Below are 25308 nucleotides of genomic sequence, written 5' to 3'. Positions count from 1 at the left end.
GGAGGAATAAAATGTCCAAAAAGAGGATCAATGCCAAAGTTCTTAGAAACCTTGTTACAGCTGTGGTCAACGGCTCGATCACGCTGGCCATCCTGCTAATTGCTCCCTTGGGATTGGCAGCCGTGATTACCAATACCATTCTTGTCGCGATTGCCAGCTTCTTTTCGGGCAGTCTGGCCGAGATCGTGATGGATTTCTTGTCAAGTCCTGAAATTGATGTTGAGATTTTACCGGAGCGTGGCCGCTCTAAACCCGGCAATGCCATAGATCACAGGCGAGGCGCTGAAGATCTGCGTCGTCATGACGAATAATGCGAACTTTATATGTCTCTCAGCAGAGGTGTAGGCTAAGCCTTAAGCAAGAGTTCGTAATGGTCTATTTGGGCGAGTCGCTCTTGCAGGAGGTGCCTCTACCCTTGCTGGAGCAAATTTTAATCTTTGGCCGATCCCAGGTCACCACAGACGTAGTGAGAGCGTGCCTGAGGCGGAATATTCCTATTGCCTATCTCTCCCGGCTAGGCTATTGCTATGGTCGCCTTGTTCCTATAGAGAGGGGGTACCGCCGCTTGGCCCACTTGCAGCAAGCACTGCCGGAGACATGGCGATTGCAAACGGCAGCCCAGATGGTGCGAGCCAAGCTGCTCAATAGCCGGGTGCTGCTGATGAGGCAGCTCAGGCAGCGCCCCACTGAAACAGGGGATCTGACCCTGCGCAGTCTGGAACATTTGGCTGCTCAAGCTCTTGAGGCCAAGTCTCTAGATCAATTGCGGGGCATTGAAGGAGCGGCTGCGGCTCTGTATTTCCCGGAATTGGGAAATTGCCTTCAGCAAAGGGGCTTTGTTTTGCTTAACCGCACTCGACAGCCGCCCACTAACCCGGTTAATGCCATGCTCAGCTTTGGCTACATGGTGCTCTGGAACCATCTATTAACCCTGATTGAGCTGCAAGATTTGGATCCCTATCAGGGTTGCTTGCACGCTAGCAGTGAACGCCATGCTGCTCTGGTTTCGGACTTACTGGAAGAATTTCGGGCGCCTATTGTAGATTCAATAGTCCTCTGGCTGATCAACAAGGGCATTATGAACATCGAAGAAGACTTTGAGTATCGCGATGGTGGCTGTTTTCTAAGTGATAGTGGCAGGAAAAAGTACCTTACAGCTTTCATCCAAAGAATGGAGGGATCCATCCAGACCCCTGACGGAGATCAACCCCGCTGGGATCTGCTAACGCAGCAAGTTAAAAAGTTTAAGCAATCCGTCTCCCTCGACGCCTTGCGCCACAAGGCTTTCCGGCCCCAAAGCCCCCTCGCCAGCACCCTTTTTGCCGACTTTTTTCCGGATCCCTCGCAAATGGGTCTTGCATTCCTTGCCCTGCTTGGGTTTAAATAGGGGTGGAGGGGATCCCTAGAAATTGGAAACGCCTGCCCGAGAGGGGGGCTTTCTGATTTCGCCTGCCCGAGAGGGGGGCTTCCCGGCCCGCAGTGGAGCCGTTAATCCACTGTTTGGGTGAATCCCTGATGCAGGGCTCTGGACCAACCCTGAATCTGGGAGGAACTCCAAGCTGACGGAGCCTGGTCCACTCCGTCGGTGAGGAGAGAAAGCCCTCTCCACCTTCTCTCCTTTTTTATTTTTATGTATACTGGTTCCCCCTTCGGGGGGATCCCTAGAAACTGGAAACTCGGCACACTTCGGAAACGCACCGACCCTGCTGGCAATGGTTCCCCCTTCGGGGGGATCCCTAGAAATTGGAAACCGAGTTAGTCGAAGCCGCATCCCCTGTTTTATACTGTCCGTTCCCCCTTCGGGGGGATCCCTAGAAATTGGAAACTAGAGGGATTAGCCACTAAGTTAAACCTTGAACAGAAGTTCCCCCTTCGGGGGGATCCCTAGAAATTGGAAACAACAGGGTTGGCATTACCTTGTACGAGGGCGCCCATGAGGGTGTTCCCCCTTCGGGGGGATCCCTAGAAATTGGAAACCTGATTAGCCGCACCCCTGCGGCTGCAAACAAGGCAGGGTTCCCCCTTCGGGGGGATCCCTAGAAATTGGAAACTTCCAGCCTTTTTCTAAGACGAGCCAGTACCCACGGTACCGACACGTTCCCCCTTCGGGGGGATCCCTAGAAATTGGAAACTCTGGAAGCGCGCTTGGACATAGTACCCGTTGTGATACCTTGTTCCCCCTTCAGGGGGATCCCTAGAAATTGGAAACTCGGCGCACTTTGGAAATGCGCCCACCCTGCTGGCGTTCCCCCTTCGGGGGGATCCCTAGAAATTGGAAACTTGGTTAAACGTGTCGCCAGGGGAGCAACCGAACTAGACACACTTCTCAAAAGGAGCCTACAATGTCTAAGCGCATTATTTGGACTCCGGACGAGTGGCTCGAAGCAGCGAAAGCTGCAGTTGAGTCTGCGTTCGGCGATTCCTACAACGAAGAAAAGCCGGTGGCTCCGGCTCAACCAAAGCCAACTCCTGTTTTGTTGCCCAAGCCTGTGCGGGTTCCAAACCGTGCGGGTAAGGGTGCAAGTGTGACGATAGCCCAGATCCGCAAGGCTCAAGTTCCCCCTTCGGGGGGATCCCTAGAAACTGGAAACTGCTAACAATCACACTTGCTTGTCGCAAGCTTCGAGAAGGTTCCCCCTTCGGGGGGATCCCTAGAAACTGGAAACATCCCGGTCCTCGTCAAACCAGGTTCGCGTTGTATCATGTTCCCCCTTCGGGGGGATCCCTAGAAATTGGAAACCCTGTAGCCACAAAAAATCCCCCGCCAATAAGGCGGGGTTTTTCCTTCGGGGGGATCTATAGAATTGAAAACCTAGGGATCCCCAGTTGGAAAGAAATTGGAAACAGAGAAAAGATTAGAGTAAAGCCGGTGCTGCTCGGCAGAGGCCAGGCAGCGCTGTTGGTGCTCAGGCCACTCCTGGAGGGCTAGTTTTTGTTGTTCCTGGAGAAGGGTTTGTAGGTCTGAGTCTGCAGGCAGCTCGCCTTGCAAAACCTGCAAATCGTTAAAGCGGCCCAGTTGATCCTGCAAGCACTTCAGGGTTGCTATCCAATCTTGCATGGTTTCCCCGTAAAAGGGCGCAAAAAACTCCACCTGATAGCGCAGCCGTTTGGTGGCCTTGCGCAGCTCGTGCAGTTGCTCAGCTTGGGCTTCCGTTGCGGGGAAAGCAGGGATCCGCCAGCCCGGTTGCAGCAGCCACTGGGCCAGCAGGGGAGTCAGCAAGTGGGGCAAGCTTTCCGGCAAAGGCAGCTCCGCCTGGGGCTTATAGCGGGGGTGAGCCAGCCACTGCTCGCAGGCAGCTTGAAACGCCAGGAAGTCAGCATCTTCAAGAATGCGGCGGGAGCGTTTCTCGGCTTGGGTTCGACGTTGCTGCAGATCTTGTTTTAGCTTCTCCAGTTCTGCCTGCTGGGCTGCCGGGATCCCTTCCCAGCAAGGTTCCTGCAGGATTTCCAGCAGCACGTCCAGATCCCGCTGCTTGCCCAAAGCACTGGCCAGCTTTTGCAGGCGTTTGGGCTTGAGAGGCTTGGGCAGCCGGACGGATCCCTGAAACACCTGCACCCAGGTGCCAATACGGCGCAGGGTCACCCGGATTTGGTGGAGAGATTCTGCCGCCTCTGGATGCTGGGTCAGAACTCGCTTTACGTGTTTCTGCAGCCGCTGCCATTGCTGGCTCAACAGCTGGTGGGCCCAGGCGGCCACGGTTGGCAAGGGCGCAGATGAGGGCAAGGTCAAGTGCAAGGACTCCGTCCCGCTGACGCGAAAGGACTCCGTCCCGCTGACGCGAAAGGACTCCGTCCCGCTGACGCGATCGGTTTTCAGCTCAGCAGCAACAGCGTCCACAGCCAGTCTCCTCTACCCAAAACGAGAACCAAGAGGGCAGCAGGCTCTTTTCACATAGGTCATCCAGCCTAGCTTGAGGTTACCCCCGCCTCTTCCCTTTTAACCTAATCTTAACCTTGGTAAACCGAGCAGGCTGTGGCCAGGGAAACTGTCGCGAGCTTTGGCCTGTCGCGCCATTCCCGTCAGCGGAACAGAGCATGACTCTAGTCAATAATAAGCTCAACTATACTGAAAATAATGTATAATATGTTCAGTACGGATTACTACCAGTTGATCTTTCTGTTTACTTTCGAGTCTGCCAACATGGTAGCCAAAGCAAAGCAGAAAATTGGTAGTAAGACGACACGGAAACTGCGCTTTGGGTATTCTACTCAAAGCTTTGCGGGATACCGCCATTCTGGTTGGAAACAAACAGAATGCTATCGCTGCATAGTTGAACAGTGATGTTCAGCAATGTTCAGCGTAAATGTATCAGTCTAGGGCTCCCGGCCTGCTGTCGCAAGTGGTAGGCGGGGTTCGACCACTGACCAGAGGCGGGCAGCCACCTCTGCCGGGGATCCCTGGGCCGAAACGCGGACAATCCGCTGGGGTTCTGCGGCGGCCAGGGTTTCGAATCCGCAGTAAACCCGCCGGTGGAACTCTAGGCCTTCTTGCTCGTTAGTGCTCTGCACCGCTAGCTCAACTGCGCCAGAAGAACGGGAGCGAGCTCGTTCTAGCCCCACCTCGGGGGGCAGATCCAGCCACAGGGTGAGATCCGGCTGTAGCCCGTCGGTGACCCATCGGTTGAGCTGCCGGATCAGATCCAGATCTATGCCCCGGCCATAGCCTTGATAGGCCAAGGTGGAATCGGTAAAGCGGTCGCAAACCACCACCTGCCCTGCCGCCAGAGCCGGCGCGATGACCTTGCTCACGTGTTCAGCCCGATCCGCCGCGTACAGGAGCAACTCCGCCAGAGGACTAAAGGGATCCCCGTGCAGTAACAGCTCCCGCAGCGTTTTGCCCAGCGCCGTGCCCCCCGGCTCGCGGGTACACAGGCAAGCGTAGCCTTCTTGGCGCAGCCGCTCAACCAAGAGGGCCTGTTGGGTGGTTTTGCCCACCCCTTCCCCGCCTTCTAGGGTGATGAACACACCGTCGTCCTGATACATTCACGCTGAACTCTCCTGAACATGGTTCAGGAAAGAAGCGATCGCATCCTGCCTATCTCTGTTCGCGTCAGCGGGACGGAGTCCAAACAGGAAGGCGGTATCCCGCAAAGCCCTGAGGAATACCCCCCGAGCGCTTTCCCCCTTCACTTCCCGGCAACCGTTGCGGTGGACTCAAGGATCAGGGGGAAACTTAGTCTACTATATCCCTCTCAATGACTTTTGCCAAACCGCCTAAAGCTCAGTAAATTCAGCAAAGTTCAGAGTTTTGGGGGTTAGAGGCATGCTCTGCAGGAGGGTTAGCGCAGGTTGAGTTGGGGCTGCAAATTAAAGGAGTGCCCCGGCACCACCACGTAGACGTCGGGGATGTTGGTGGGCTCCAGGCTTTGCAGGGCTAACCCTTCGATGTTGGAGCGCAGGGCGTTGTTGATGGTGGCTTCCAGTTGGGACAAAACCTGCGCCTCGTTGCCCTGAGCGGCCAAGCCAGGAAACTGGCTGTACACGGCGCGCGCCAAGCTGCTGGCCAAGGGGAGCTGGATCAGGGTGAGGTTGGATCCCCCCAGCTGGGGGCCCAAGGTGTTGGCCCGGCCGCGGATGCCCAAAGCTTGGAGGGCATTGGCCGTTTGGCTGACGGGGATGGTGCAAGTATCCATCTTGTAAACGGGCACCGAAGCCATGGTCAGAGCAGAAACGCTGGTCAGTTGCACCACAGTAAAGGAGGCAGTGCCGTTATAGGCAAAGCAAAAATCGCGAAAGGCTGCGGGCACATTGGCAGCGCGGATGGGGCGCTCATCGTCAAAGCCGCCCGACTCGGCGAAGATGTTGCGGATAGCGAATCCCCCGAAGAAGGCCAGCAGGGCCACCACCAGCAGGATCGTCAGATCGGAGGAGGAGACCCCCCCGCTGGAGCTGCCGCCTCGCCCACCACCGCCATATCCCCCACCGCCAACATAGCCGGAGGTGTAGCCGTAAGGAGCGGAACGGCTGTAGTCACTGCGGTAGCCGGATTCCCCAAGGACTCCGTCCCGCTTACGCGAGCGGCCAGCAAAGGACTCCGTCCCGCTACCGCGAAAGGCAGAGGAACGGGCGGATCCGTCGTAACCTCGGCTGCCGGAGACAGAACGGCGGGGAACTAGCGCTTGCCCAGGGCGCTCACCGGCTCCTCCTGCAGCGGCTTTCTGCCCCCCCTTTTCGCTGTCAACACGAGACCCCTCGTCTCGGCCAGTCTGGGGGGAGCGGTTGGAAGGGCGAGAAGTGGCCCCTTGCGCGGACTCCCTGTAGCTATCCCGCCCATTCTCCAAGGACTCCGTCCCGCTACCGCGATCGTCCAGCCAATCTTCTGCGCCCACAAAGGTTGAGCCCTCTTCCGGCAAAGGGGGTGGGGAACGACGACTTTGCCGCTCCCTTCCTTCACCAGAGTTTGCAACCGAGGAGACCGCGGCTTCCTCACCGGCAGAATCCGGGGAATGGCGGCTGGGATCCCGGCCAGCAGTCCGTTCCGCTGCTGCAATGGGATCTTGATCCTCAAACTCAGAAAAACCCATAGTTCTTCGAGCGCTCCCCTCAGCTGCCAAGGCAAGACGGCTTTCAATTTCACTCCCCCGAAGGGAAGCAACTACTGTATCCTAGCAGCTCCCCAGCCAGGACATCGGATGCTATTCCTGGGATCCAAGCCAGCCCATACGCTTCTCCAGGAGAGGCAACTGCGCTTTCAAGGCGCGCAAGGCTCGGCCTCGGTGGCCGATGGCCTCTTTTTGAGCTGGGCTCATCTCGGCAAAGGTTAGCCCCACTTCGGGCACCCAAAACAGGGGGTCATAGCCAAACCCCCCCTCTCCCCGCGGCTGGGTCAAGATCTCTCCCGAGCATACCCCTTCCACCAGGGCATGCACTACACCTTGGGGATCCACCAGGGCGATGGCGCAGTGAAAGGTGGCTCGGCGATTTGGGATCCCTTCCATTTCCCTGAGCAACCGCTCGATGCGGGCAGCATCGTTGGGGGCATAGCGAGCCGAGCGGATCCCAGGGACGCCGCCAAGGGCTTCTACCGCTAGGCCGGAATCGTCGGCAATGGCCCACTCCCCCAGAGACTTGGCCACGGCTCTGGCTTTGAGAAGGGCATTTTCGGCAAAGGTGGTGCCGGTTTCTTCCACCTCAATTTCTGAGGGCATGCGGCGCAGCTCCCAAGCAGGGGCATGGGCCTGGAAAAAGGCATTGAACTCGCGCCATTTGCCGGGGCTACTGCTGGCCAAGATCAAAGGACGGGTCATGGAAGGTTCCTACGAGTGGAAATCTGGGGAGGCGGAAGGCTGTCCAAGGGCTTCCTGCCTAATGGATCTCGAGAACCATGTTGTGCAGGGCTGTGTTAATCACCAGGGTGGATCCCCATCGCTCTACCTTGCCCCCATCCCAATGCATGTGTCCGCAGATGTAGTAGCGGGGCTGCACCTGTTCCAAAAGGGGGCGCAAGGTGGGTGTGCGACGGTGATACCACTTCCCGCCTTCATCCAAAAAGCCCCGCGGCGGAGCGTGGGTCAGCAGCAGGTCAATGGGTCGGGGGGGCTGACTGTAGAGGGTGAGCAGCTCCTGCAAATGGGCAGAGGTCAGAGACCAGCTCCAGCCACAGGGGGGAGTCCAGGGCACAGCCAAAACCTGTAACCCCAGCCACTCAAAGCAGCAGGACTGGGTGATGGCCCGCCCCCAACAGCCAACCAGCGAATTCAAAACCGAAGCTGCTGGATCGTGGTTGCCAGGTAAAAAGAGCCAGGGTTTGCCCAGGCTCTCCACTGCCGCCAAAAAGGATTGCAGATGAACCACCTCTGCTTGGGCTGCCGGATGAAAGCCCTGGGTGGCCTTGCGGGAAGGTTTGCCGGCCTTGGAACAGAAATCCCCGCAGTTGATGTAAGCATCCACCTCCGGCAGATGGGCAAGGGCCTGCCGGATCAGCCGAGCGCTGCCGTGGTAGTCAGAGCCGAGCAGCAGTTTAATCCCCATGGGCCTCTGCAGCAGAAGAATCCAGGTGGGATCCCTGAAGCAGGGCGGCAACTTGCTGCCAGGGGCTGTTGTACCAAGCCTGCTGGGCTTCCAGTTCTTCGTCGAGGGATCCCGTGGGGCCAAAATCTGGGCAGGCGTACCCCAGGGAGCGTAATCCTGCCACCAACACTGCCGGAGACAGCCACCACTGCTGGGCCAAGCGCAGCAGATCCACCTGGCTGCGGGTTTGCAGGTATTGGCGGAGCTGGCGTTGCAAGCTGGCAGCGGAGGGCAGGGGCACCGCTTGCTGATGGACGGCAATCAACAGCTCGCTGCTGGGGGTGCAACAGAGCAGCCACTTGAGGTGATCCAGAGAAGGGGGCCAGCTCCACAACCAGAGTTGGTCGTAGCGGTGGCCCGCTTGGGGGCGGTCGTAGTGGAGAGTCAGGTGCCGCCGTTCGCGATAGCGGGCCGTAGGCCTTGAAGACAAGACCAGCGAGGGGCGGCGGAAGCCGTAGAACAGGATGGTTCCCTGCGCCTGAGGCCAGAGGACAGAAAATCGGTCTACAGCTTGCCAACGCAAAGGCTGGGTGGGCTGGGGGGTGGGGCGCCAGATCAACAGAGGTGAGGGCTCTGTCCCCCTCTGGGAGCCAGTCGAGGGCTTGGAGTTGGGCATGTGAGGAGTGGCATCCAGAGAGGCGGGGGAGATGGGAGACTTGCTCCCATCAGGGGTGCGGGGCGCTGTTTTCTCGAGAGGGGGGTTGCCGGCAGTGGCAGCCTCTTGGGCAGGTTGGATCCCGAGAATTTCCAGCTCCAGTTGGGTTTCTCCCTGCCATGTTTTGGCCTTGAGGGTGTAGGCTACATCAACTCGCTCCGGCAGCGGATAGATTTCCGCTCCCCGCCAACGGATAGCCCAGAGGGGGCGCTGTGGCCTCGGGTTTGTGCTCCCCACTGCTGACCCGTTCGCCAAAGTGTTGCCCAAAGCGTTGCCCAGCGATAACCCATCAGTGTCGTAACTGGAGGTTTTGACAGCTGAGTCGCTCCTGCCCGGACAAGAGGACTCCGTCCGAGTAGCACGTAACCCATGGGAGCGTTGCGTAGGGAGAGCAGGATCCCGGAGCAGCAGCTTCAGGTGGCCGGGAACTGGGCCAAATCGCTGCTGTTGCAGAACCTGCAGGTTGCGGCTGTAGAAGACCGGCTCAGGGTTGCCGATACCACAGGGCTGCAGATGCTGCAGCTCTCGATAGAGGTCAAGGGTGAGATCTGACAGCGACACTTCTGCATCGATTTGCACCAGTGGCTGGATCTGCTCCGGCTGCAATTGCTGTTGGGCAAACTGCCGCAATCGTTTTTCAAGAAGAGGCCAGTTTTCCGCTTTCAGGCTAAATCCCCCGGCAGCCGGGTGGCCGCCGTGCTTGTGGAAGAGATCCTTGCAAAACTCCAACGCCTGAAACACGTCAAACTCGGGGATCCCCTGCCGCGCCGAGCCGCTGATCTCCCCCTGCCGCGACTGACTGCCGATGAATACCGGACAGCCGAAACGCTCCGCCAAGCGCGAGGCCACAATCCCGATCACCCCTTTGTGCCATCTCCGCTGAGGGGATCCCAAAATTGTTAACACCCGCTCCTGTTGCAGATCTCGGCCTTGCTGGGCAATTTGCTCGAGGGCTTCTGCCTCGATGCGCCCGCACATCTGCTGTCGTACCTGGTTGAGCCGTTCGCAGCGGCGGGCCAGCTTCTCTGCCTGCTGGGGATCGTCGGTGGTCAGCAACTGGATCCCCATTCTCGCCCGGCCAATTCGCCCAACGGCGTTGATGCGGGGCCCCAGGCCAAACCCAATCCACTCAGGCCGCAGCCCCTCCAGGGATCCCTGCATGCCCATCACCTGCAGAAGGGCGCGGATCCCTGCCACCTGGGAGGTGGGCAAGAGGTGCAGCCCCTGCCGCACCCAAAGGCGGTTAACCCCCGTCAGCGGCGCCAGATCGGCAATGGTGCCCACAGTAAACAGTTCCAGGGCTACCCGCTGCAAATGGCCATCACCGCGGCGCTCGGCCAGCGCCTGGGCCAGGAGGTAGGCAACTCCCACCCCGGCCATCCCCCGATAGGGAGAAGAAACGGGGAGCTGCTTGGGATTGAGGATGGCATCGGCAGGGGGCAACTGGGGCGGCAAGTCGTGGTGATCCGTCACGATTACCGTCAAGCCCAGAGCTTTGGCCAGTTGGATGGGCTCGTGGGCGGAGATGCCGTTGTCCACGGTGAGAATGAGGCGCACCCCCTCTCGGTGCAGCTCTTGCACCATGCGGCTGTTGAGGCCATAGCCCTCCGTCATGCGGCTGGGGATGCGGTAATGCACTGGAGCGTCCTGCAAAGCCCGCAGCAGCAGGGCCGTGCTGGTCATGCCGTCGGCATCGTAGTCGCCGCAAATGGCGATGGGCTCTTGTCGGCGAATCGCCCCGTCCAGCAAGTCCACCGCCAGGGGCAAATCGGCAAAATCCTGGCTGGGTGGAGGCAGGTGGGCGGGATCCGGCTGCAGGTACTGCTGCACGGCAGCAGGGCTGGAGAGGCCGCGATTGAGCAAGATCTGGGCCAACACAGGCGAGATCCCCACTGCCTCGGCCAAGCTCTGGGCAGCCAACTTGTCCACAGGATGAAACAGCCAGCGTTGAGCAGGGATCCCGGCCATAGGGAAGGGTGGGGCTTGGATGGGGACAGGGGGTAGGCAGTGCTACAGTTGGCATGTGGGCTATCCTTTTGACGTTAACCCAAAACGCTCCTCTGCTCTTCCCTGCTGTCGATGTATTCTCTACTGCTTACCTATGGCCTTAACCCGCTGACCGGCTTGAAGCTGTTGGTTCAATCTCCCGAGCGCGTCAGCGGGACGGAGTCCTTGCAGACCTCTCTGTGGACATTGGCCCGGCAGCTTTGGGGCCGCCCCGGATCCCGGCAACGCAGGCCGCGCCTACAGATCTCGTTGGGTCGCTTGGTGCCAGAGCAAACCGAGCACTTGTCCAAGTTGGAAGTGCTGCTGCGTCTGCGGTTTTTCATTGCCCTCGAAGCGGAAACTCCAGAGAGTGCTGCCCACCACTGTCGCGAACGGTTCTTGCTTCCTTCCGGCCAGGGATCCGCCATTCAGCTTGCCCGCTACACAGAGGGCTCGCAGCAGTACAAGACGGAGATCATCCGCTTTGCCCTGGGGGGATCCCGCACCCTTGTTGCAAGAACTCCATCCCGCTGCCGTGAACGGCGCCGCCGTCGCCCCTGAAGCAAACTCCCCAACAAGCCATAGCGATAGAGTCTTGCCGGCCTGTCTATACTGGAGATGCACTAGATCTGTGTTTCTCCCGTGAACCCAACTGGGCTGCATCTTTGCGGTGGCAGTGCGGAGCATTCTATCGGTGGTGGGCGGCATCTGCAAGCCCATCCCTGGCACAGCCTTGCCCAAACTTCGGCTTACGCTAGCTTTGAGTTGTCCTTCCCGCAAGGGGGTGAACTGCGAGCTCTGGCACTGTGGGGGATCCCCGCAGGCCCAGGCAAAGACTCCATCCCGGATGCAGAGGTTTGAGTTGCCGCCAATTCCGCCAGAGGAGATGGATCCCATGTGCAACACCCGTCAGGACTACGGCTGGCTGAAATGCTCCGTACCCCTGTTGCCAGCGCGACCGATCCTCTTTGCCGGATCCCTGGCGGCCTTTGCCCTTGTGCTCCACGCCGTTAATGGGAACGTCCTGCCGGCTGCTTTGGCCCTGACCCGTTACCAAGTGCATGTACTGGCGGATGGGGCGGCGGAGTTAGCTCAGGTGCGCACCCAGGTGCCGGATGCCTATTTTGTGCAAGGGGATGGGCAGGTTTTCATTCTGGCGGGGACGTTCATCAACCGTAGCCATGCTCAACGCCGTCAGGCCGACTTGGAACGGCTGGGGTTATCGGTGCGGGTGGTGAGCCGCCAAGAGACGGATCCCCCTCTGCCCCCTGCTTTTCCTGCCCAAGCAGCACCCAGCCGCCCTGCTGCCAGCTCAAAAGCCTCTGTGCCGCCGACGCCAACCGCTCCGCCCTTGGATCCCCAGCGTCCCTTTGCCACCCACGTGCCCAACCCCACCGGTGATCCCCGTTTGGAAGAACGGGTGCGCCGCTTCTTTCCAGGAGCCACTGTGGTGCAGTACCGCGGCCAGGTTGCTTTGCAAACGGGAACCTTCTCCCGCCTGTCGTTGGCCCAGGATCAAGCCCGCTGGCTAACCGCTCAGGGGTTACCGGCAGTGGCGGTGTCGCTGGTAGGAGAAAATGCTGGCCAGGATCCCATCTCCAACCCAGCACAAGGAGAGCGCTATTGGGTGTTGGTGGCCGATCCCACCGGGGAGAAATGGCCTGCGCTAAAACAACTCCTAGAGGGATCCCTGCCCTTGATCTACGATGACCTGCGGGTGGTGCGCACAGGTGGGTTTGCCGACCCTGCTGCTGCCGCCGAGCAGGTGCGTTACTTGGCCGGCCAAGGCTATGAAGCGGGGATCTTCCCCGCCGATCTGCGCCGCTCTCAGCCTCTTTTGCAAGCGGATCCCGTCTCCTCCTCGCCTGCCCAGGCTGTTCCTCCTGGGGAAGAAGGTGGCAGCGGATTTTGGGTGGTGGTGCCGGCTGGGGAAGAGGCCCTACCCAAGCTGCAACAGTTTGCCCCTGATGCCTTCCTGCGGGGCTCAGTGATTCAGGTGGGCACCTACCGGCAACGGGCCAACGCCGAACAGGCGCGGCGCTCTCTGGCCGAAGCAGGGTTCGATGCCCGCATCCTGCCCGTGGAGTAGCCAAGAGCCACTTCCGCCATAAACGCTCTCCTCCTTCCCTGCCGTTGGGGATCCCCATTCGGCCCAAATGGCGACTTGGGTGAGTTTCTGCTTTTGACATACTCCCCACCCTACTGGCTTGTCAAAGCCTACAGCCCGCTTGGGCGAATAGAGCGGTTGACTACCCTGCCACTGCCCTGAGCCTACCGTAAAGCCCTCCTCAAGGACGGAGCGTTTGGGCAACTGGGCGAGGCTGGTAAGAAGGATAGGCCAGCCGTTGCACCACCTGTTTGCAATACACCACCTGTTTCAATGGCAGTGCGGAGCATTTTTCCTAGAGGGCTTGCTTAGCCTGCTGCAGCGTCTGCTCAAACACCTCTAGCGGCTGCGCACCGGAGAAGGCAATGCCGTTCAAGATGAAATGGGGAGTGCCACCGATGCCCAGTTGAGAGGCCAAGTCAATATCTCGCTGAATGGCGCGTTCTGCCGCCCGACTGCGCCGATCCCGATTGAATTTTTCTATATTCAGGCCCAGCTTCTCAGCAGTGGCCACATAAAACCCATCCCCAAGCTGAGATTGGTTGGCAAACAGCTCGTCGTGAAACTCCCAGAACTTACCTTGACGTTGGGCGGCCCAAGCAGCCCGGGCAGCCGACATCGCTTCTGGGTGGATGCTGGTCAGGGGCAGGTGCTTGTACACCAAGGTCACCTCATCCCCGTGGTCGGCCATGAACTGCTTGAGGGTGCTGTGGGCGCGGGCGCAGAAGGGGCATTGAAAATCGGAGAACTCCACCAACACTAACCGCAGAGCGTCGGATCCCAGTCGAGGGGAATCTCCGATGACGGCGCGTGGGTTCTCCCGCAGTTGACGGCCAAATTCTTCCGCCAGCCGCTGCTGTTGTTGCTGCTGCTCCTGGTACTGTCGCTGCTGGTATTCCTGTACGGCCTCCAGAATCACCTGGGGGTTCTTTCGAATGATCTGCAGCACCTGCTCTTCCAAATCTGCCGGGGCAGCCGCCGCCGCTGGTAGGAAAACCGGAGCTCCACTTCCCGCTCCCAGCAGAACCGTCAGCCCGAACAAAAGTCCAGCCCGGGCCAAGCTCCGCCCCCAAGCGCGAAAAATCCTCACCAGCCTATGCATCCCAACCCCCCTCTCAAACATGCCTAGAGCCGTCGCAACTCACCCAGCCTACCGTCAGATCCCAACAGTGTCTATCACTCGTTCGGGGGGGTTAGGAATTGGTGACCTGCAGAAGCTGCTCCTTGATCCGCTGCAACTGGCTGGCCCAGCGGGGATCCGGCTCAGAGGCTGCCTCACTTTCGGCGACGACGGTGGAGCGCCCACCCTTATTGCCGCGCTGGCGTTGCTTTTTGCTGGGGGCAGGGTTTTCTGCCGACTCTTTAGAGCCCTTGGCCTCAGAATCTCTGGACGCTCTGGAATCTTTGGAACCTCTGGACTCTTTGGATGAAGGCTCAGAGGTCGCTGTTTTGGATTCGCCTTCTTCCCCTCGGTCGCGCGGCTGGGCGAGCTCAATGCGCAAGTTGACATCCCCAAAGCTGTGGCCGTTGAACTTTTCGATGTACTGCTGCGCCTGCTCTTCGGTGTTCACCGTTACAAAGCCGAAGCCGCGGCATTTGCCTGTCTTCCGATCCCGGATCACCTTGGTGGAAATGACCTCACCGGCAGAGCGAAAGAGCTTCTCCAGTGCCTGACGATCCACCTCTTCCGGCAGATTTCCAACATACAGACGCACAGGCATGATCCAGCGAAGCTCCTAATCGAAATAACAAAAGGCCAAAATGCAAAGCGCTACATCTAGGGCGCTCAAGCCCATAACATCAAACCCGGAACCCGGTAGTCCATTGTCACACCATAGCGCGCCGCAAAGCGCAACCCTTGGCAATCACGAAGCTATTTTTTAATTTACCTCAACCTGGAGCCGCGAAGACGAGGAGAACGGTTTTTGTGAACGACTGCTTTGTACAGCCGGTTTGTACAGCCGGCTTTTGCAGCTAAGCTAAGCCGGTGTTGTTCAGGCGATCCCGATGTTGAAAAGGTCGCGCCTGGGGGCCTGTGTAGTCGGCTACAAGATGTCCTTGCCCTCGCAGTTGGTAGCGGTAGGTCACCAAGCCTTCTAAGCCCACCGGCCCGCGCGGCGGCAGTTTTTGGGTGCTGATGCCCACTTCTGCCCCAAAGCCGTAGCGAAACCCGTCGGCAAAGCGGGTGGAAGCGTTGTGAAAGACCCCCGCTGCATCTACTTCATCCAAAAATCGCCGGGCAGCAGCGGCATCCTCGGTTACAATCGCTTCGGTATGGCGGGATCCGTACTGCTGGATGTGGGCAATCGCCTCGTCAAGGGAGCCCACCACTTTAATAGAGAGGATCAAATCGCCATACTCGGTGCTCCAGTCGTCCTCGGTGGCCGGGATCAGATCGGGCACCAGCTCGCGGCAGAGGGGATCCCCCCGCAATTCCACCCCCTTTTCCCGCAGGGCCTTGACCGCCAGAGGCAAAAAGTGGGGGGCTATGGCCTCGTGAACCAGCAGAGTCTCGATGGCATTGCAGGCAGCGGGGTACTGGGTTTTGCTGTCCACCGTCAGCTTGATTGCCATGTCCACATCCGCTGCCCGATCCACGTACAGGTGACACAGGCCATCGGCATGGCCCAATACCGGGATGCGGGTATTCTCCAGGATGTAGCGGACAAAGCTGCTGGAGCCGCGGGGGATGATCAAGTCTACCAGCCCCTCCAGTTGCAGTAGGGCCTTGACCTCGGCGCGGCTGGTGAGCAACTGCAGGGATCCCTGGGGGAACTCCGGGATCTGTTGCAGGCCCGCCTGAATGGCCGCCATCAACGCCTGACAGGAGAGCAGAGCTTCGGATCCCCCCTTGAGCAAGACGCTATTGCCGGTTTTCACCGCCAGGGCGGCAATTTGCACCAAAGCATCGGGCCGCGACTCGAAGATTACCCCCAGCACCCCCAAAGGGTAGGTGCGCCGTTCCAAGATCAGCCCCTCGTCCAGTTCCCGGATCAGCAAAGCTCGGCCCACCGGATCCCCCAGCCGGATCACCTGCCGCACTCCGGCCACCATATCTGCCAGTTTGTGGGCGTCCAGCTTCAGGCGAGCATAGGCAGATGCCGACAACTCCCCGGCTTTCACCATCTCCGCTGCCCGCTCCAAATCCGCCTGGTTGGCGGCCAAGATAGACTCTTGGTGCTCCAACAAGGCAGTGGCCATGGCCTCTAGAGCGGCATTCTTAATGGCAGTGGGCAAGGTGGCCGTGTGTTGGGCAGCAGCGCGGGCCAACTGCACTTGGGACAGCAGCGGGCGGTCTGAAGCAGAGGCAAGCGAGCTGGGGCAATCGGTGGCAAGGGACATAGAGTCAGAAAGGGGGCAAAGTGCCCATTTGGAAGAAAAGGGTTGCGATGATAGGTTGTAACAAAGTTGTGTTGAACTGTGATCCTAGAAGAACCCCCGGAAGGGATCCCTATGCTAGGTTGGGCACAGTCGCTTGGGGGTATCTGTAGCCTACCAAAGTCTAGATCCCACTTGCTGCAGCAGGGGAGCCTTTCCTTGCTCTCGATGCTTCTAAGCCGAAGTTTGGATAGGGGAAGACCCTTGCTCGAAACCCAGTTCCCTGACGATTAGAGATCCACCTCGTCAACCTCGATTTAGCGCCTTCCAGGAGAGCCAATGAGAAAGCGTGGGTTTGTGGTTAGTGCAACGGCTGCGGTGATGACAGCGGTGTCGCTGGTCGGCGTGCAGCTATCTATGCCGGGCTGGGCAGGGTTTCGCCGGGATCCCAAGGAAGTGGTGGACGAGGTTTGGCAAATTGTCAATCGGGAATATGTGGATCGGTCTTTTAATTCCCTGGATTGGGAAGCGGTGCGGCGGGATCTGCTCAGCCGAGAGTATGCCACCCGAGAAGATGCCTACGCGGCCATTCGGGAAGCCCTGAAGAAACTGAACGATCCCTACACCCGATTTCTGGATCCGGATCAGTTTGCCAGCATGCAAATCGATACATCCGGTGAGCTGACCGGGGTGGGGATCACGCTGGGCATGGATCAGGAGACAAACGAGCTGGTGGTGATCTCCCCCATTGAAGGGTCTCCTGCCGACCGGGCTGGGATCAAATCCAAAGACGTGATCGTGCGCATCGACGACAAGTCCACCGAAGGCATGGACACCAACGCTGCAGTCAACCTCATTCGGGGCGAGCCGGGTACGCGGGTGCGGCTGACCATTCGCCGCGAGGGGGAAGGGCTAAAGGTGTTCGATTTGGTGCGGGAAAGAATTGAGCTGGCCACCGTGCGCTACGAGGTTCACGAGGAAAACGGCCTGCCCATTGGCTATATCCGGATTACCCAGTTTTCCGGCAACGCCGCCGAGAAGATGCGCCAAGCCATTCGCGAGCTGGAAAAACAAGGGGTAGCCGCCTACGTTCTGGATTTGCGCGCCAACCCAGGGGGCCTGCTCTACTCCAGCGCCGAGATTGCCCGCATGTGGATTAACCGGGGCAGCATTGTCTCGACGGTGAACCGCCAAGGGGAGCAGGATCGCCTGACGGCCAACAACACGGCCCTTACCGATAAACCTTTGGCCGTTTTGGTGGATGGTGGCTCGGCCAGCGCCAGCGAGATTCTGTCGGGGGCTCTGCAGGATAACCGTCGCGCCGTGATTGTCGGCACGCAAACTTTCGGCAAGGGCCTGGTGCAGTCGGTGCATCCCCTGTCCGATGGCTCGGGGCTGGCGGTAACCATTGCCCGTTATCGCACTCCCAACGGTAACGACATCGACCACAAGGGCATTACCCCCGACATTTTGGTGGAATTGTCCGAGGAAGATCTGAAGCGGCTCAGCCAGAACCGAGAGCTGGTGGCCACCCCAGCCGACCCACAGTACGCTGCTGCCATCCAGGCTCTGCAGGCTCAGATCTCTGCCCGTCGGCAGCAGGCCCAGGAGGTCATTCGTTCTTCTTCACGTTAGCCGGTGTTGGGGGCGGTTTTGATGGGTCTCAGATCTGGCACTCCTGAGACTGGGGTTAAGCCGAGGCCCAAGCTATTTAAGACTATTAAGACTCTTCTCATTCGAGTTATTCGAGGAGTGTTGACCAGCGCCGGGCTGGGGATGCTTTTATTGTTTCTGTAGGTGGCGCGTAGCACAATGGCGGGGTCGAAGATCGCGGGATCCATAAACTTGGCCGGACGGGATCTGCTCAAGCTCAGCGACCTAACCCCGGCGGAGCTGTCGGCCCTGCTAGCCCAGGCGGCTGAGTTAAAGCGGGATCCTTATCGGGTGGAGCTGCGGGGTCGGGTGTTGGGGCTGTTGTTTCAGAAAGCTTCTACCCGCACCCGCGCCAGTTTTACGGCAGCCATGGCCCAATGCGGGGGCAGCACCCTCGATCTGGTGCCGACGGTGATGCAGGTGAGCCGCGGCGAGCCCCTGCAGGATACGGCCCGCGTCCTCTCCCGCTACCTGGATGTGATTGCCATTCGCACCTACCACCAGAAGGAACTGGAAACCTTTGCCGAGTATGCCGATATTCCGGTGATCAACGCCCTCACCGATCAGTTTCACCCCTGTCAGGTGTTAGCCGATCTGCTCACCATTCAGGAGAACTTTGGCCAACTGGCGGGCCTGACCCTGGCCTATTGCGGCGATGGCAATAACGTTGCCCACTCCCTGCTGCTGGGCTGTGCCATGAGCGGGATCCACATCCGCGTCGCCACCCCCCCCGGTTACGAGCCGGATGCGGCAGTGGTGGAGCAAGCCTGCGCTCTGGCCCAGGGATCCCAGGTGTTGGTGCTGCAGGATCCCCAGGAAGCCGTCTCTGGATCCCAGGTGGTCTATACCGACGTGTGGGCCAGCATGGGTCAAGAAGCTGAGGCCGAGGCCCGCAAGGCCACCTTTCTGCCCTACCAGGTCAATGCCGAGCTGCTGCAACGGGCGGATCCGCAAGCCATTGTGCTGCACTGCCTGCCGGCCCACCGGGAAGAGGAAATCACCACTGAAGTACTGGAGGGATCCCAGTCCCGCGTGTGGGATCAGGCGGAAAATCGCCTACATGTGCAAAAGGCACTCCTGATTCAGGTGCTGGGCGCAGGATGACCCCTCACCCCCAGGCTAGAGAGCGGGTTAGCAAATGAGCTTACCGGAAAACTGGGTCTATGGTCATTTCGATTTAAACCAGGACACTGCACCCACACCCCAAACGTTGGTCGCGTCGGCGTTGCAGAGCAATAGCGTTGCGGAGCGATAATGCAGAGGGCCAGAAGGTTTTTCAAGGACTCCGTCCCGCTGGCGCGACCAGTAGCCTAGGCGTCTCACCCTAACCTGAAATGACTATATTTGACAAAACTGGCCCAAATCCTAAGCTGGCTACCGATTACTGCTGGGGCGGCGGGCGGCAATTGCCAGGCTGACATTGGGCACCCGCTGCAGAGTATCCATCACCTCCACCACCTTGCCGTGGGAGAGGGCCAAATCAGCGTTGATCACCACCAAGCGCCGCCCTTCAGCCGGCTTCTCGGCCAGGATGCGTTCCACTGCCGGGATCAGGGCAGAAATATCGGCAATTTTCTCCTGATTGACGGCAATCTGTCCTTCCGCCGTCAGGCTCACCGTTACATCCGGCTGCAGACGAACTTCAGCTGTAGTGGCATCCGGCAGGTTGACATCCAGAGCCTCGGAGCGGGTGAGCACCAGGCTGGCAATCACGAAAAACACCAGGATCGAGAAGATGACATCGATCAGGGGCACGATGTTGATCTCGCCAGCTCGGAAGTTCTCTTCGGGGATGCGCATAGGTTAGGAGGGCTCAAGCGAGGAGTAGGGGGGAAGGGTGGAGCTGCCACTGGGGCTAGATTGGGTGTAGGAATACTGGGAAAGCTGTTGGGCCTGCATCTCTTGCCGCTGCCGATGCAGCAGCTCCAGCATGCCGCCGTACTCTTGGATCTTAGAGAGTTGCCGCAGGTACAAAGAGCGGAAGACGTTGGAAATCAACAGGGTGGGAATAGCCACAATCAGTCCAAAGGCCGTCGAGTACAAGGCTTCGGCGATCCCCCGACCTACCCCCTGGGTATCGGTGCCGCCGATATCCCCCAGTTGAATGGAGCTGAGGATCTGGATGATGCCGGTGACGGTGCCCAGCAGGCCCAGGAAGGGGGCAACGGTGATTACGGTGTCGAAGACAGTGTTGAAGCGCTTCAGCAGAGGCACCTCTGCCGCCAAGGCGGTTTCCAGGGCCAACTTAAAATCTTCCGGGCTGGCCTCGTTCAGCTCCAACCCGGCCAAAAAGATGCGGGCAATCGGCAGATCGGCATTTTGCTCCAGCAAATACTGGGCAGCGCGTGGGTTGCGGCGGTACTGGCTCAGGGCTTGCTGCACCACCTCCTCCTGCCGATGGGTGATCTTCCACCAAAACAGCACCCGCTCAATGCAACAGGCCACTGAGAAGACCGAGAACGTCAACAGGGGGATGGAGTAATACCAACCCTGGATCATGAGCTGCAAGACTCTATCCATCGATCCTGATTCCCCCCTCCAAGCGGCAATTTACGCTCATCTTGTCATAGCACTTTCTCGGCAGGGCTGGGATCCCTTCTTGCGCGGCGAAGGTTGCACCTTTTGGCAATTTTGCCCCCATGCCGGCTCTCATCTCGTCAATTGTCAATCCAGAGGGCATACTGGTTGCAACAATTTTGGATCCCGAGGGCGTGAATTATGAAATTCAGACGCTGGTTGGGTCTTTGCTGCGCCGGCTTGATGGCATTGCTGTTGACGGCTTGCGGCAAGGGATCCGCCCCCTACGACAGCATCGTGGTCAATTTTGTAAACACGGCCACCCCCAGTCAGATTGCTGCTATCGCTAAAGAGTATCACTTGACGCTCCGCCCCAGCAGCGACAGCGCTTTTGCCCGCCAAGAAGCGATCTACCTGTTTGACGTGGATGCCGACCACCTGGGATCCACGCGGCGGCTGGTTAAGCGGCTCACCGACGAAGCTTTGATCGAGTATGCTCACCCCAACTATCAATTCCAGGCGGCTTTCGTGCCCAACGACCGCCTCTATCCCCAGCAATGGAACCTCAGGGCCATCCGCATGCCGGAAGCCTGGGACATCTCCCAAGGGGAAGGGGTGACGGTAGCCGTGGTGGACACAGGAGTAACCCGAGTTCCCGACCTGGCCCAAACCCAATTTGTGAAGGGCTATGACTTTGTGGACGACGATGAGGAGCCGGAAGACCTCAACGGCCACGGCACCCATGTGGCGGGAACCATTGCCCAGTCCACCAACAATGTCTTGGGTGTAGCCGGCATCGCCTTCAAGGCCAAGATCATGCCGGTACGGGTGTTGGATGCCAATGGCTTTGGATCCCTGTCGGATGTGGTGGAAGGGATCCGCTATGCTGCCGACCACGGGGCTACGATCATCAACCTCAGCCTGGGTAGCCGCGCTTCTGCCCAACTGATGGAAGAGGCAGTGGCCTATGCCCATAGCAAAGGGGTGACGGTGATCGCAGCCGCTGGCAACGAAAACTCCAACCAGGTGAGCTACCCGGCCCGTTACCCGCATGTGATCGCTGTCTCGGCCACGGGGCCCAACGGGGAGAAAGCCCCCTACTCCAACTATGGGGTGGGGGTGGACATCTCTGCTCCCGGCGGAGCCAAAACGCCTGATCACCCCGAGTACGGCATTCTGCAGCAAACCATCAATCGTCGTAACCCCAACGAGCCGGTCTTTGCCTACTTCCAGGGCACCAGCATGGCCACTCCCCACGTAGCCGGTGTGGCAGCTCTGATCCAGGCTCAGGGCATCAAAGACCCGGACAAGGTGGAGGAAGTGCTGAAAATGTCGGCTACCCCAGTGCCCGGCGACAAACAGAACTTCTACGGGGCTGGTCGTTTGGATGCAGCCAAGGCGCTGGCCAGGGCCACAGGGCAACAGGAGGAAAACCCCTTGGTGCTCTGGTTGAAGGACTTCCTGCAGTACCTGAACAACAATGGCTACCTCAACCCACGCTTCTGGTTCGATGGTGGCCCGATTGCTCTGGTGCCGAAGCTGCTGATGGTGGTGGGCGGCTACATTATCCTGGTGCTGATCCGCTGGTGGCTGGCTCCCAAGCGGCTGCTGCAGACGGTGCCTTTGCTGGCTGGGATGCTTTTGGGCAGTGCCGGTCTTTTCCCCTTGCAGGGGTTGGCGATTGTCGGTGGCCCCCGTTGGCCCTTCCAATTGGCGGGTAGCTCCCTGCCGGAGTTGGGCACCGCCTTTGCCCAGACCAATGCCTTGAACCCCCTATTTGCCAGCGTGTTGATCCCGGGCCTGTTGATGTTGCTGCTCCTGGGCCATCGGCGCTGGCGCTGGGCGGTGATTGGCTTGTGCATTGGCATGGCCTCGCATCTGCTCTTGTCCGGATCCCTGTTTTATGAGGGGGTGCTATGGCTTGGATCCTCTGCTTGGTTGGGTCGCTCCTTCTTGCTCTTCAATGGCTTGCTCTGCCTGGGCCTGGCCTACTTGGGAGCGCAAGCGGCTACGGAATCTCAATCCACGGCAACTGGGCTGGCGCTGAGGCAGTGATGCAAGAGTACAGCGGTACCATCCAGTTCCTGGATATCGAAGGGGGAGTGTGGGTGCTGACGCTGCCTTCCGGCGAGCACTATGCCCTTTTCCGTGCCCCCAAAGAGCTCTTGCAAGAGGGACTAGAGGTCACCATCCAGGGACAGATCAGAGAAGACATGGTGACGGTGGCTCAGGTAGGGCCGGTTTTAGAAGTCAAGAGCTTCCAGCGGCAGCCCTAGCTTGGCTTGCGGCTCCGGCCAAATAAAATCGGGGATCCCCAAGCGGGGATCCCTGCTTTTCGATGTCAGAATGCTTTTACAGTCGCTTCAAACAAGATTGAGACACCTCGCTGCCGACCCTCACCCCTAGCTTCTCTTTAGTTGGGAGAGAAGGAAAGTTAGGAAGCAATGCAACAAAAATATTTCATTTCCGTTTAAAAAGAATCTCGTTTCCACGGCTGAGCATTCACGAAGCTCAAAAAACGTAGGTAGGCAGCTGTATCCCGTGACCGCTTAATACTTACATAGTCATAAGTCTGTAGCCTGAACAACTGGGAAACCATCATCGCTGTTTTAGAGGGGAAACCTACTGGCGAAAGCGGGACGGGATCCTTTGCGGCAAGGGCTGTTGTGGAACCAGTAACAAGAATCCTCACCCTACCGCTACGGGGAAGCAAGCCAGTAGAGCAGGGAACATGTCAAAGCAGGTTGCTCAGGCGGCTGTGAAAGACCGAGTAGATCTCTGCGTAAGACTTCACCCACTCTGGATCCGGTTGAACATAGCGTTCTACCTGTACCAATCGATCGGCAGCCTGTTGGACAGAGCAGCACCAATAGGCAGAAGCGGCCAAGATGGCTGCCCCCACAGCCGGCTCCGGGTGTTTCACCACAGCCAAGGGACGAGCAAGGATGCTGGCGCGTAGGCGCAACCAGAGAGGGCTTTTGCTGCCTCCACCGGTGGTGAAAATCGGGCTCTGCTCTGGCACTGGGATCCCTTGAGCGGCCAACGTTTCCAGCCCCAGCCGCTCCACCATCGCTACCCCCTCCAACAAAGCAGCGTAAAAACGGGGGGATCCCTCTTCTGCCTCCGGCAAGAACCCGGCAAACTGGGGATCGACAATGGGAAAACGCTCTCCCGGCTGACAAAGGGGATAGCTGACCAGCCCGGTGGGCAGATAAGCCTGAGCTTGCTGATCCAGCATTTGCAGGTTGCCGTCGGGGAAGTAATGAGGCAAAACTCCGCCTCCACAAAAAGAGGCGGCCCCCGGCCACCAAACCATTCGTTCGCGACAGCGGTGCGGAGCACTGTCCGGGTGCAGATGGGAATAGATGCTTGGGGTTTGTATGGGATCCGGACTGTTGGCCTTAAAAATAAGGGTTGTGCCCAAGCTGGTGGAAACCTGCCCCAAGCGAATAGCCCCTGCCGCCAGTTGCCCGGCACAGCCATCGGTGATCCCTGCCGCGATCAGCACTTCCGGCCCCAACCCCCAGTCTGCTCGCACCGTTCCTAAAACCGTTCCCGGCGGTACCACCTCGGGGAAATGCTTGGGGTTTAGGCCCTGCCGCGCCAACCACTCCTGAGGCCAGGTGTAGGCCTCCAGGTCGAAACCGCTCTTGAGGGCATGGGTGTGATCGGTCACCTGCCTGCGCCCCCCCAGTTGGCTCAGCAAAAAGTCCGCCGGATGGGCCAAGTAGCTGTCTCGATACTGATCAGGATAGGCTTCCGCCCACCACAGCCAACGGCTGAGACCCCAACTGGCAGGGATCCCCAATTGCTTGGCCTGAGCCTGGCCCCGTGGGTCAGAATACAGCCACGCCTGTTCCAACGGCATGCCTCGACCATCCACCGGCAGAATGGTGCCGGAAGTGCTGCAAGCACTCAGAGCGGCAATGGAATACTGCTCCCCCAGTTGCGCGGTCAGTTGTCCCAAAAGGGCTTTCAGGGTTCGCAACCAGCGGCCCGGATTGGTCTCTGGGGGATCCCACTGGCGCTCGCTTTTGGCCACCACCTCCCCCTGCTCTGAGAGGGCCACCACCCGCATCCCAGAAGTGCCCAGATCGATCCCAAGAAACACAGGGGGCATAGGGGTACTCATCTCATCATCAGCTCATCATTAGGAAGGAAAATGCCTTGTCATGATGGAGTGCCCAAGGCCCAAGAATGCTCTCTGTATAGATGGGGTGGCCAAGTGGCTCAAACTGGCCTAAAGGATGGGAAAGGACTCCGGCCCGCTGTCGCGATCACAATTTCAAAACTCCTGGCTGCTCCGAGCCAACGCTTCCTGGATATCCAGATCCAGCCCTTTCACCGATTCCAGCACCGAGCGGGTGATCAGTTTACCCTCCTGCACCAAAATGGCGCCGGTTACAGGGTGCAAAAGCGGCTGTTCGGCTCGCCGACCGATCAACGCCTCGATATCCTGAAAAGCATGGATGTACATCCCGGCAGGCAATTCCACCACCACCCCTTCCCCCAGCACCCGCGCTTGGCAGGCCAAGCGAGAGTTAGGCTTGCAGGTGGTGATCACCTCCAGGGTGCGCTGCTCCCGCTTGCTCATCGGGGATAAAGACTCCATCCCCTCCTTAACGTACACATGACAGGTGGCGCAGAGGCCGCGCCCACCGCACTCTTTCAACACATTCAGCTCTTCTTGCAGCAGCACCGAGAGCAAATTGCTGTTGGTGGCGATTTCAGACACTTGGGCAATGGGATCCAACCGCACACGCTTGACCATAGTCCGCACTTTTTGGGCTACTGGATGCTAAAAAAGCTAGCATCTTTCACCAATGCAGATTGCCGGAACAGGGCAGTTCTACCTAAGCATGCAGGAAAATCCCCCATGCGCCATTCAGGTCTCGGTGCATACGAATGCCCTCTGAGCCTTCTCGGCACTCCAACTATAGGTCTTGCTGGTGTAGGCTTCAGAAACTTGACCAAAAGGCGCGGCAAGCCCCGTCCTTCAGGGCGGGGAAGGATAGCGCCGACCGTAGCCGACGCCCTTTAAAAACGCAGTGCCGGCCATGTG

At 59.0% G+C, this 25308-nt stretch carries 21 protein-coding genes and 1 CRISPR repeat array; of the genes, 8 read left to right on the top strand and 13 right to left on the bottom strand.

What is annotated here, in order from left to right; genetic code table 11:
- Nucleotides 1-11 precede the first annotated feature (11 nt).
- Nucleotides 12-311, top strand: a complete 300-nt coding sequence (gene csx18 / locus ACVWXE_RS09880; RefSeq protein ID WP_457490211.1) for a CRISPR-associated protein Csx18 — start codon at nt 12-14, stop codon at nt 309-311.
- Entirely contained in the window at nt 311-1387 is a 1077-nt protein-coding gene (gene cas1 / locus ACVWXE_RS09875; protein WP_457490210.1) for a CRISPR-associated endonuclease Cas1, read from the top strand. Before csx18 ends, cas1 begins: the two co-directional genes overlap by 1 nt.
- Before the next feature lie 253 nt (nt 1388-1640).
- Nucleotides 1641-2280: direct repeats of the CRISPR family, unit length 36 nt; unit sequence GTTCCCCCTTCGGGGGGATCCCTAGAAATTGGAAAC.
- Nucleotides 2281-2812: 532 nt separating this feature from the next.
- On the opposite strand, the gene ACVWXE_RS09870 is transcribed toward cas1, so the two are convergent.
- From ACVWXE_RS09870 to recJ, 6 genes are all read right to left on the bottom strand, one after another.
- Entirely contained in the window at nt 2813-3838 is a 1026-nt protein-coding gene (locus tag ACVWXE_RS09870; RefSeq protein WP_457403840.1) for a CHAD domain-containing protein, read from the bottom strand.
- 476 nt (nt 3839-4314) lie between these two features.
- Nucleotides 4315-4965: a dTMP kinase gene (tmk, locus tag ACVWXE_RS09865; protein WP_414413780.1), complete on the bottom strand. Its 651-nt coding sequence runs from the start codon at nt 4963-4965 to the stop codon at nt 4315-4317.
- Between the two features lie 314 nt (nt 4966-5279).
- Nucleotides 5280-6524, bottom strand: a complete 1245-nt coding sequence (locus ACVWXE_RS09860; RefSeq protein ID WP_457490209.1) for a hypothetical protein — start codon at nt 6522-6524, stop codon at nt 5280-5282.
- A 111-nt stretch (nt 6525-6635) separates the two neighbouring features.
- Nucleotides 6636-7247, bottom strand: coding sequence for an RdgB/HAM1 family non-canonical purine NTP pyrophosphatase (gene rdgB, locus ACVWXE_RS09855; RefSeq protein WP_011432468.1), 612 nt, complete (start codon nt 7245-7247; stop codon nt 6636-6638).
- 58 nt (nt 7248-7305) lie between these two features.
- Nucleotides 7306-7971, bottom strand: a complete 666-nt coding sequence (locus tag ACVWXE_RS09850) for a metallophosphoesterase family protein (RefSeq protein ID WP_457490208.1) — start codon at nt 7969-7971, stop codon at nt 7306-7308.
- Entirely contained in the window at nt 7961-10633 is a 2673-nt protein-coding gene (recJ, locus tag ACVWXE_RS09845; protein WP_457490207.1) for a single-stranded-DNA-specific exonuclease RecJ, read from the bottom strand. Before recJ ends, ACVWXE_RS09850 begins: the two co-directional genes overlap by 11 nt.
- Before the next feature lie 111 nt (nt 10634-10744).
- Between recJ and ACVWXE_RS09840 the strand changes: the two genes are divergently transcribed.
- Together ACVWXE_RS09840 and ACVWXE_RS09835 are read left to right on the top strand one after the other, a co-directional pair.
- Entirely contained in the window at nt 10745-11212 is a 468-nt protein-coding gene (locus tag ACVWXE_RS09840; RefSeq protein WP_457490206.1) for a hypothetical protein, read from the top strand.
- Between the two features lie 109 nt (nt 11213-11321).
- On the top strand, nt 11322-12740 hold the full coding sequence (locus tag ACVWXE_RS09835; RefSeq protein WP_457490205.1) for an SPOR domain-containing protein: 1419 nt from the start codon (nt 11322-11324) through the stop codon (nt 12738-12740).
- Between the two features lie 313 nt (nt 12741-13053).
- Here the strand turns inward: ACVWXE_RS09835 and ACVWXE_RS09830 are convergent, their stop codons facing one another.
- From ACVWXE_RS09830 to ACVWXE_RS09820, 3 genes are all read right to left on the bottom strand, one after another.
- A complete protein-coding gene (locus tag ACVWXE_RS09830; protein WP_457490204.1) occupies nt 13054-13860 on the bottom strand; it encodes a DsbA family protein in 807 nt (268 codons plus the stop codon).
- A 91-nt stretch (nt 13861-13951) separates the two neighbouring features.
- Nucleotides 13952-14479: an RNA recognition motif domain-containing protein gene (locus ACVWXE_RS09825; protein WP_011432462.1), complete on the bottom strand. Its 528-nt coding sequence runs from the start codon at nt 14477-14479 to the stop codon at nt 13952-13954.
- Between the two features lie 253 nt (nt 14480-14732).
- Nucleotides 14733-16100: a glutamate-5-semialdehyde dehydrogenase gene (locus tag ACVWXE_RS09820; RefSeq protein ID WP_457490203.1), complete on the bottom strand. Its 1368-nt coding sequence runs from the start codon at nt 16098-16100 to the stop codon at nt 14733-14735.
- Between the two features lie 315 nt (nt 16101-16415).
- On the opposite strand from ACVWXE_RS09820, the gene ctpC reads away from it, so the two are divergent.
- Both ctpC and argF read left to right on the top strand, forming a co-directional pair.
- A complete protein-coding gene (ctpC, locus tag ACVWXE_RS09815; RefSeq protein WP_457490202.1) occupies nt 16416-17711 on the top strand; it encodes a carboxyl-terminal processing protease CtpC in 1296 nt (431 codons plus the stop codon).
- Nucleotides 17712-17888: 177 nt separating this feature from the next.
- A complete protein-coding gene (gene argF / locus ACVWXE_RS09810; RefSeq protein WP_457490201.1) occupies nt 17889-18833 on the top strand; it encodes an ornithine carbamoyltransferase in 945 nt (314 codons plus the stop codon).
- A 270-nt stretch (nt 18834-19103) separates the two neighbouring features.
- Here the strand turns inward: argF and ACVWXE_RS09805 are convergent, their stop codons facing one another.
- Nucleotides 19104-19529 carry an ExbD/TolR family protein gene (locus ACVWXE_RS09805; protein WP_011432458.1) on the bottom strand — a complete coding sequence of 142 codons (426 nt, stop codon included), beginning with the start codon at nt 19527-19529 and terminating at the stop codon, nt 19104-19106.
- 3 nt (nt 19530-19532) lie between these two features.
- Nucleotides 19533-20249, bottom strand: coding sequence for a MotA/TolQ/ExbB proton channel family protein (locus ACVWXE_RS09800; protein WP_049749560.1), 717 nt, complete (start codon nt 20247-20249; stop codon nt 19533-19535).
- A gap of 198 nt (nt 20250-20447) precedes the next feature.
- Here ACVWXE_RS09800 and ACVWXE_RS09795 point away from each other — a divergent pair, with 198 nt between their 5' ends.
- Both ACVWXE_RS09795 and ACVWXE_RS09790 read left to right on the top strand, forming a co-directional pair.
- The gene (locus ACVWXE_RS09795; protein ID WP_457395974.1) at nt 20448-22301 is read left to right on the top strand and encodes a S8 family serine peptidase; all 1854 of its coding nucleotides are present in this window, start codon (nt 20448-20450) and stop codon (nt 22299-22301) included.
- Nucleotides 22301-22522 carry a hypothetical protein gene (locus ACVWXE_RS09790; protein WP_414342539.1) on the top strand — a complete coding sequence of 74 codons (222 nt, stop codon included), beginning with the start codon at nt 22301-22303 and terminating at the stop codon, nt 22520-22522. The genes ACVWXE_RS09795 and ACVWXE_RS09790 overlap by 1 nt, the downstream gene beginning before the upstream one ends.
- Before the next feature lie 458 nt (nt 22523-22980).
- On the opposite strand, the gene ACVWXE_RS09785 is transcribed toward ACVWXE_RS09790, so the two are convergent.
- Together ACVWXE_RS09785 and ACVWXE_RS09780 are read right to left on the bottom strand one after the other, a co-directional pair.
- A complete protein-coding gene (locus tag ACVWXE_RS09785; RefSeq protein WP_414332211.1) occupies nt 22981-24366 on the bottom strand; it encodes an FGGY-family carbohydrate kinase in 1386 nt (461 codons plus the stop codon).
- Nucleotides 24367-24531: 165 nt separating this feature from the next.
- Nucleotides 24532-25017, bottom strand: a complete 486-nt coding sequence (locus ACVWXE_RS09780; protein ID WP_457490200.1) for a 2Fe-2S iron-sulfur cluster-binding protein — start codon at nt 25015-25017, stop codon at nt 24532-24534.
- Nucleotides 25018-25308 lie beyond the last annotated feature (291 nt).

This window comes from Thermostichus sp. MS-CIW-41 (assembly GCF_054058915.1).
Note: the sequence above shows the minus strand (reverse complement) of the source record. Positions and strands in the feature narration are given on the sequence as shown.

Coding starts and splice junctions, on each gene's coding strand:
- csx18 (WP_457490211.1), top strand. CDS start 12: ATGTCCAAAAAGAGGATCAATGCCAAAGTTCTTAGAAACCTTGTTACA.
- cas1 (WP_457490210.1), top strand. CDS start 311: ATGCGAACTTTATATGTCTCTCAGCAGAGGTGTAGGCTAAGCCTTAAG.
- ACVWXE_RS09860 (WP_457490209.1), bottom strand. CDS start 6,524: ATGGGTTTTTCTGAGTTTGAGGATCAAGATCCCATTGCAGCAGCGGAA.
- rdgB (WP_011432468.1), bottom strand. CDS start 7,247: ATGACCCGTCCTTTGATCTTGGCCAGCAGTAGCCCCGGCAAATGGCGC.
- ACVWXE_RS09850 (WP_457490208.1), bottom strand. CDS start 7,971: ATGGGGATTAAACTGCTGCTCGGCTCTGACTACCACGGCAGCGCTCGG.
- recJ (WP_457490207.1), bottom strand. CDS start 10,633: ATGGCCGGGATCCCTGCTCAACGCTGGCTGTTTCATCCTGTGGACAAG.
- ACVWXE_RS09840 (WP_457490206.1), top strand. CDS start 10,745: ATGTATTCTCTACTGCTTACCTATGGCCTTAACCCGCTGACCGGCTTG.
- ACVWXE_RS09830 (WP_457490204.1), bottom strand. CDS start 13,860: ATGCATAGGCTGGTGAGGATTTTTCGCGCTTGGGGGCGGAGCTTGGCC.
- ACVWXE_RS09825 (WP_011432462.1), bottom strand. CDS start 14,479: ATGCCTGTGCGTCTGTATGTTGGAAATCTGCCGGAAGAGGTGGATCGT.
- ACVWXE_RS09820 (WP_457490203.1), bottom strand. CDS start 16,100: ATGTCCCTTGCCACCGATTGCCCCAGCTCGCTTGCCTCTGCTTCAGAC.
- ctpC (WP_457490202.1), top strand. CDS start 16,416: ATGAGAAAGCGTGGGTTTGTGGTTAGTGCAACGGCTGCGGTGATGACA.
- argF (WP_457490201.1), top strand. CDS start 17,889: ATGGCGGGGTCGAAGATCGCGGGATCCATAAACTTGGCCGGACGGGAT.
- ACVWXE_RS09805 (WP_011432458.1), bottom strand. CDS start 19,529: ATGCGCATCCCCGAAGAGAACTTCCGAGCTGGCGAGATCAACATCGTG.
- ACVWXE_RS09800 (WP_049749560.1), bottom strand. CDS start 20,249: ATGGATAGAGTCTTGCAGCTCATGATCCAGGGTTGGTATTACTCCATC.
- ACVWXE_RS09795 (WP_457395974.1), top strand. CDS start 20,448: ATGAAATTCAGACGCTGGTTGGGTCTTTGCTGCGCCGGCTTGATGGCA.
- ACVWXE_RS09790 (WP_414342539.1), top strand. CDS start 22,301: ATGCAAGAGTACAGCGGTACCATCCAGTTCCTGGATATCGAAGGGGGA.
- ACVWXE_RS09785 (WP_414332211.1), bottom strand. CDS start 24,366: ATGCCCCCTGTGTTTCTTGGGATCGATCTGGGCACTTCTGGGATGCGG.
- ACVWXE_RS09780 (WP_457490200.1), bottom strand. CDS start 25,017: ATGGTCAAGCGTGTGCGGTTGGATCCCATTGCCCAAGTGTCTGAAATC.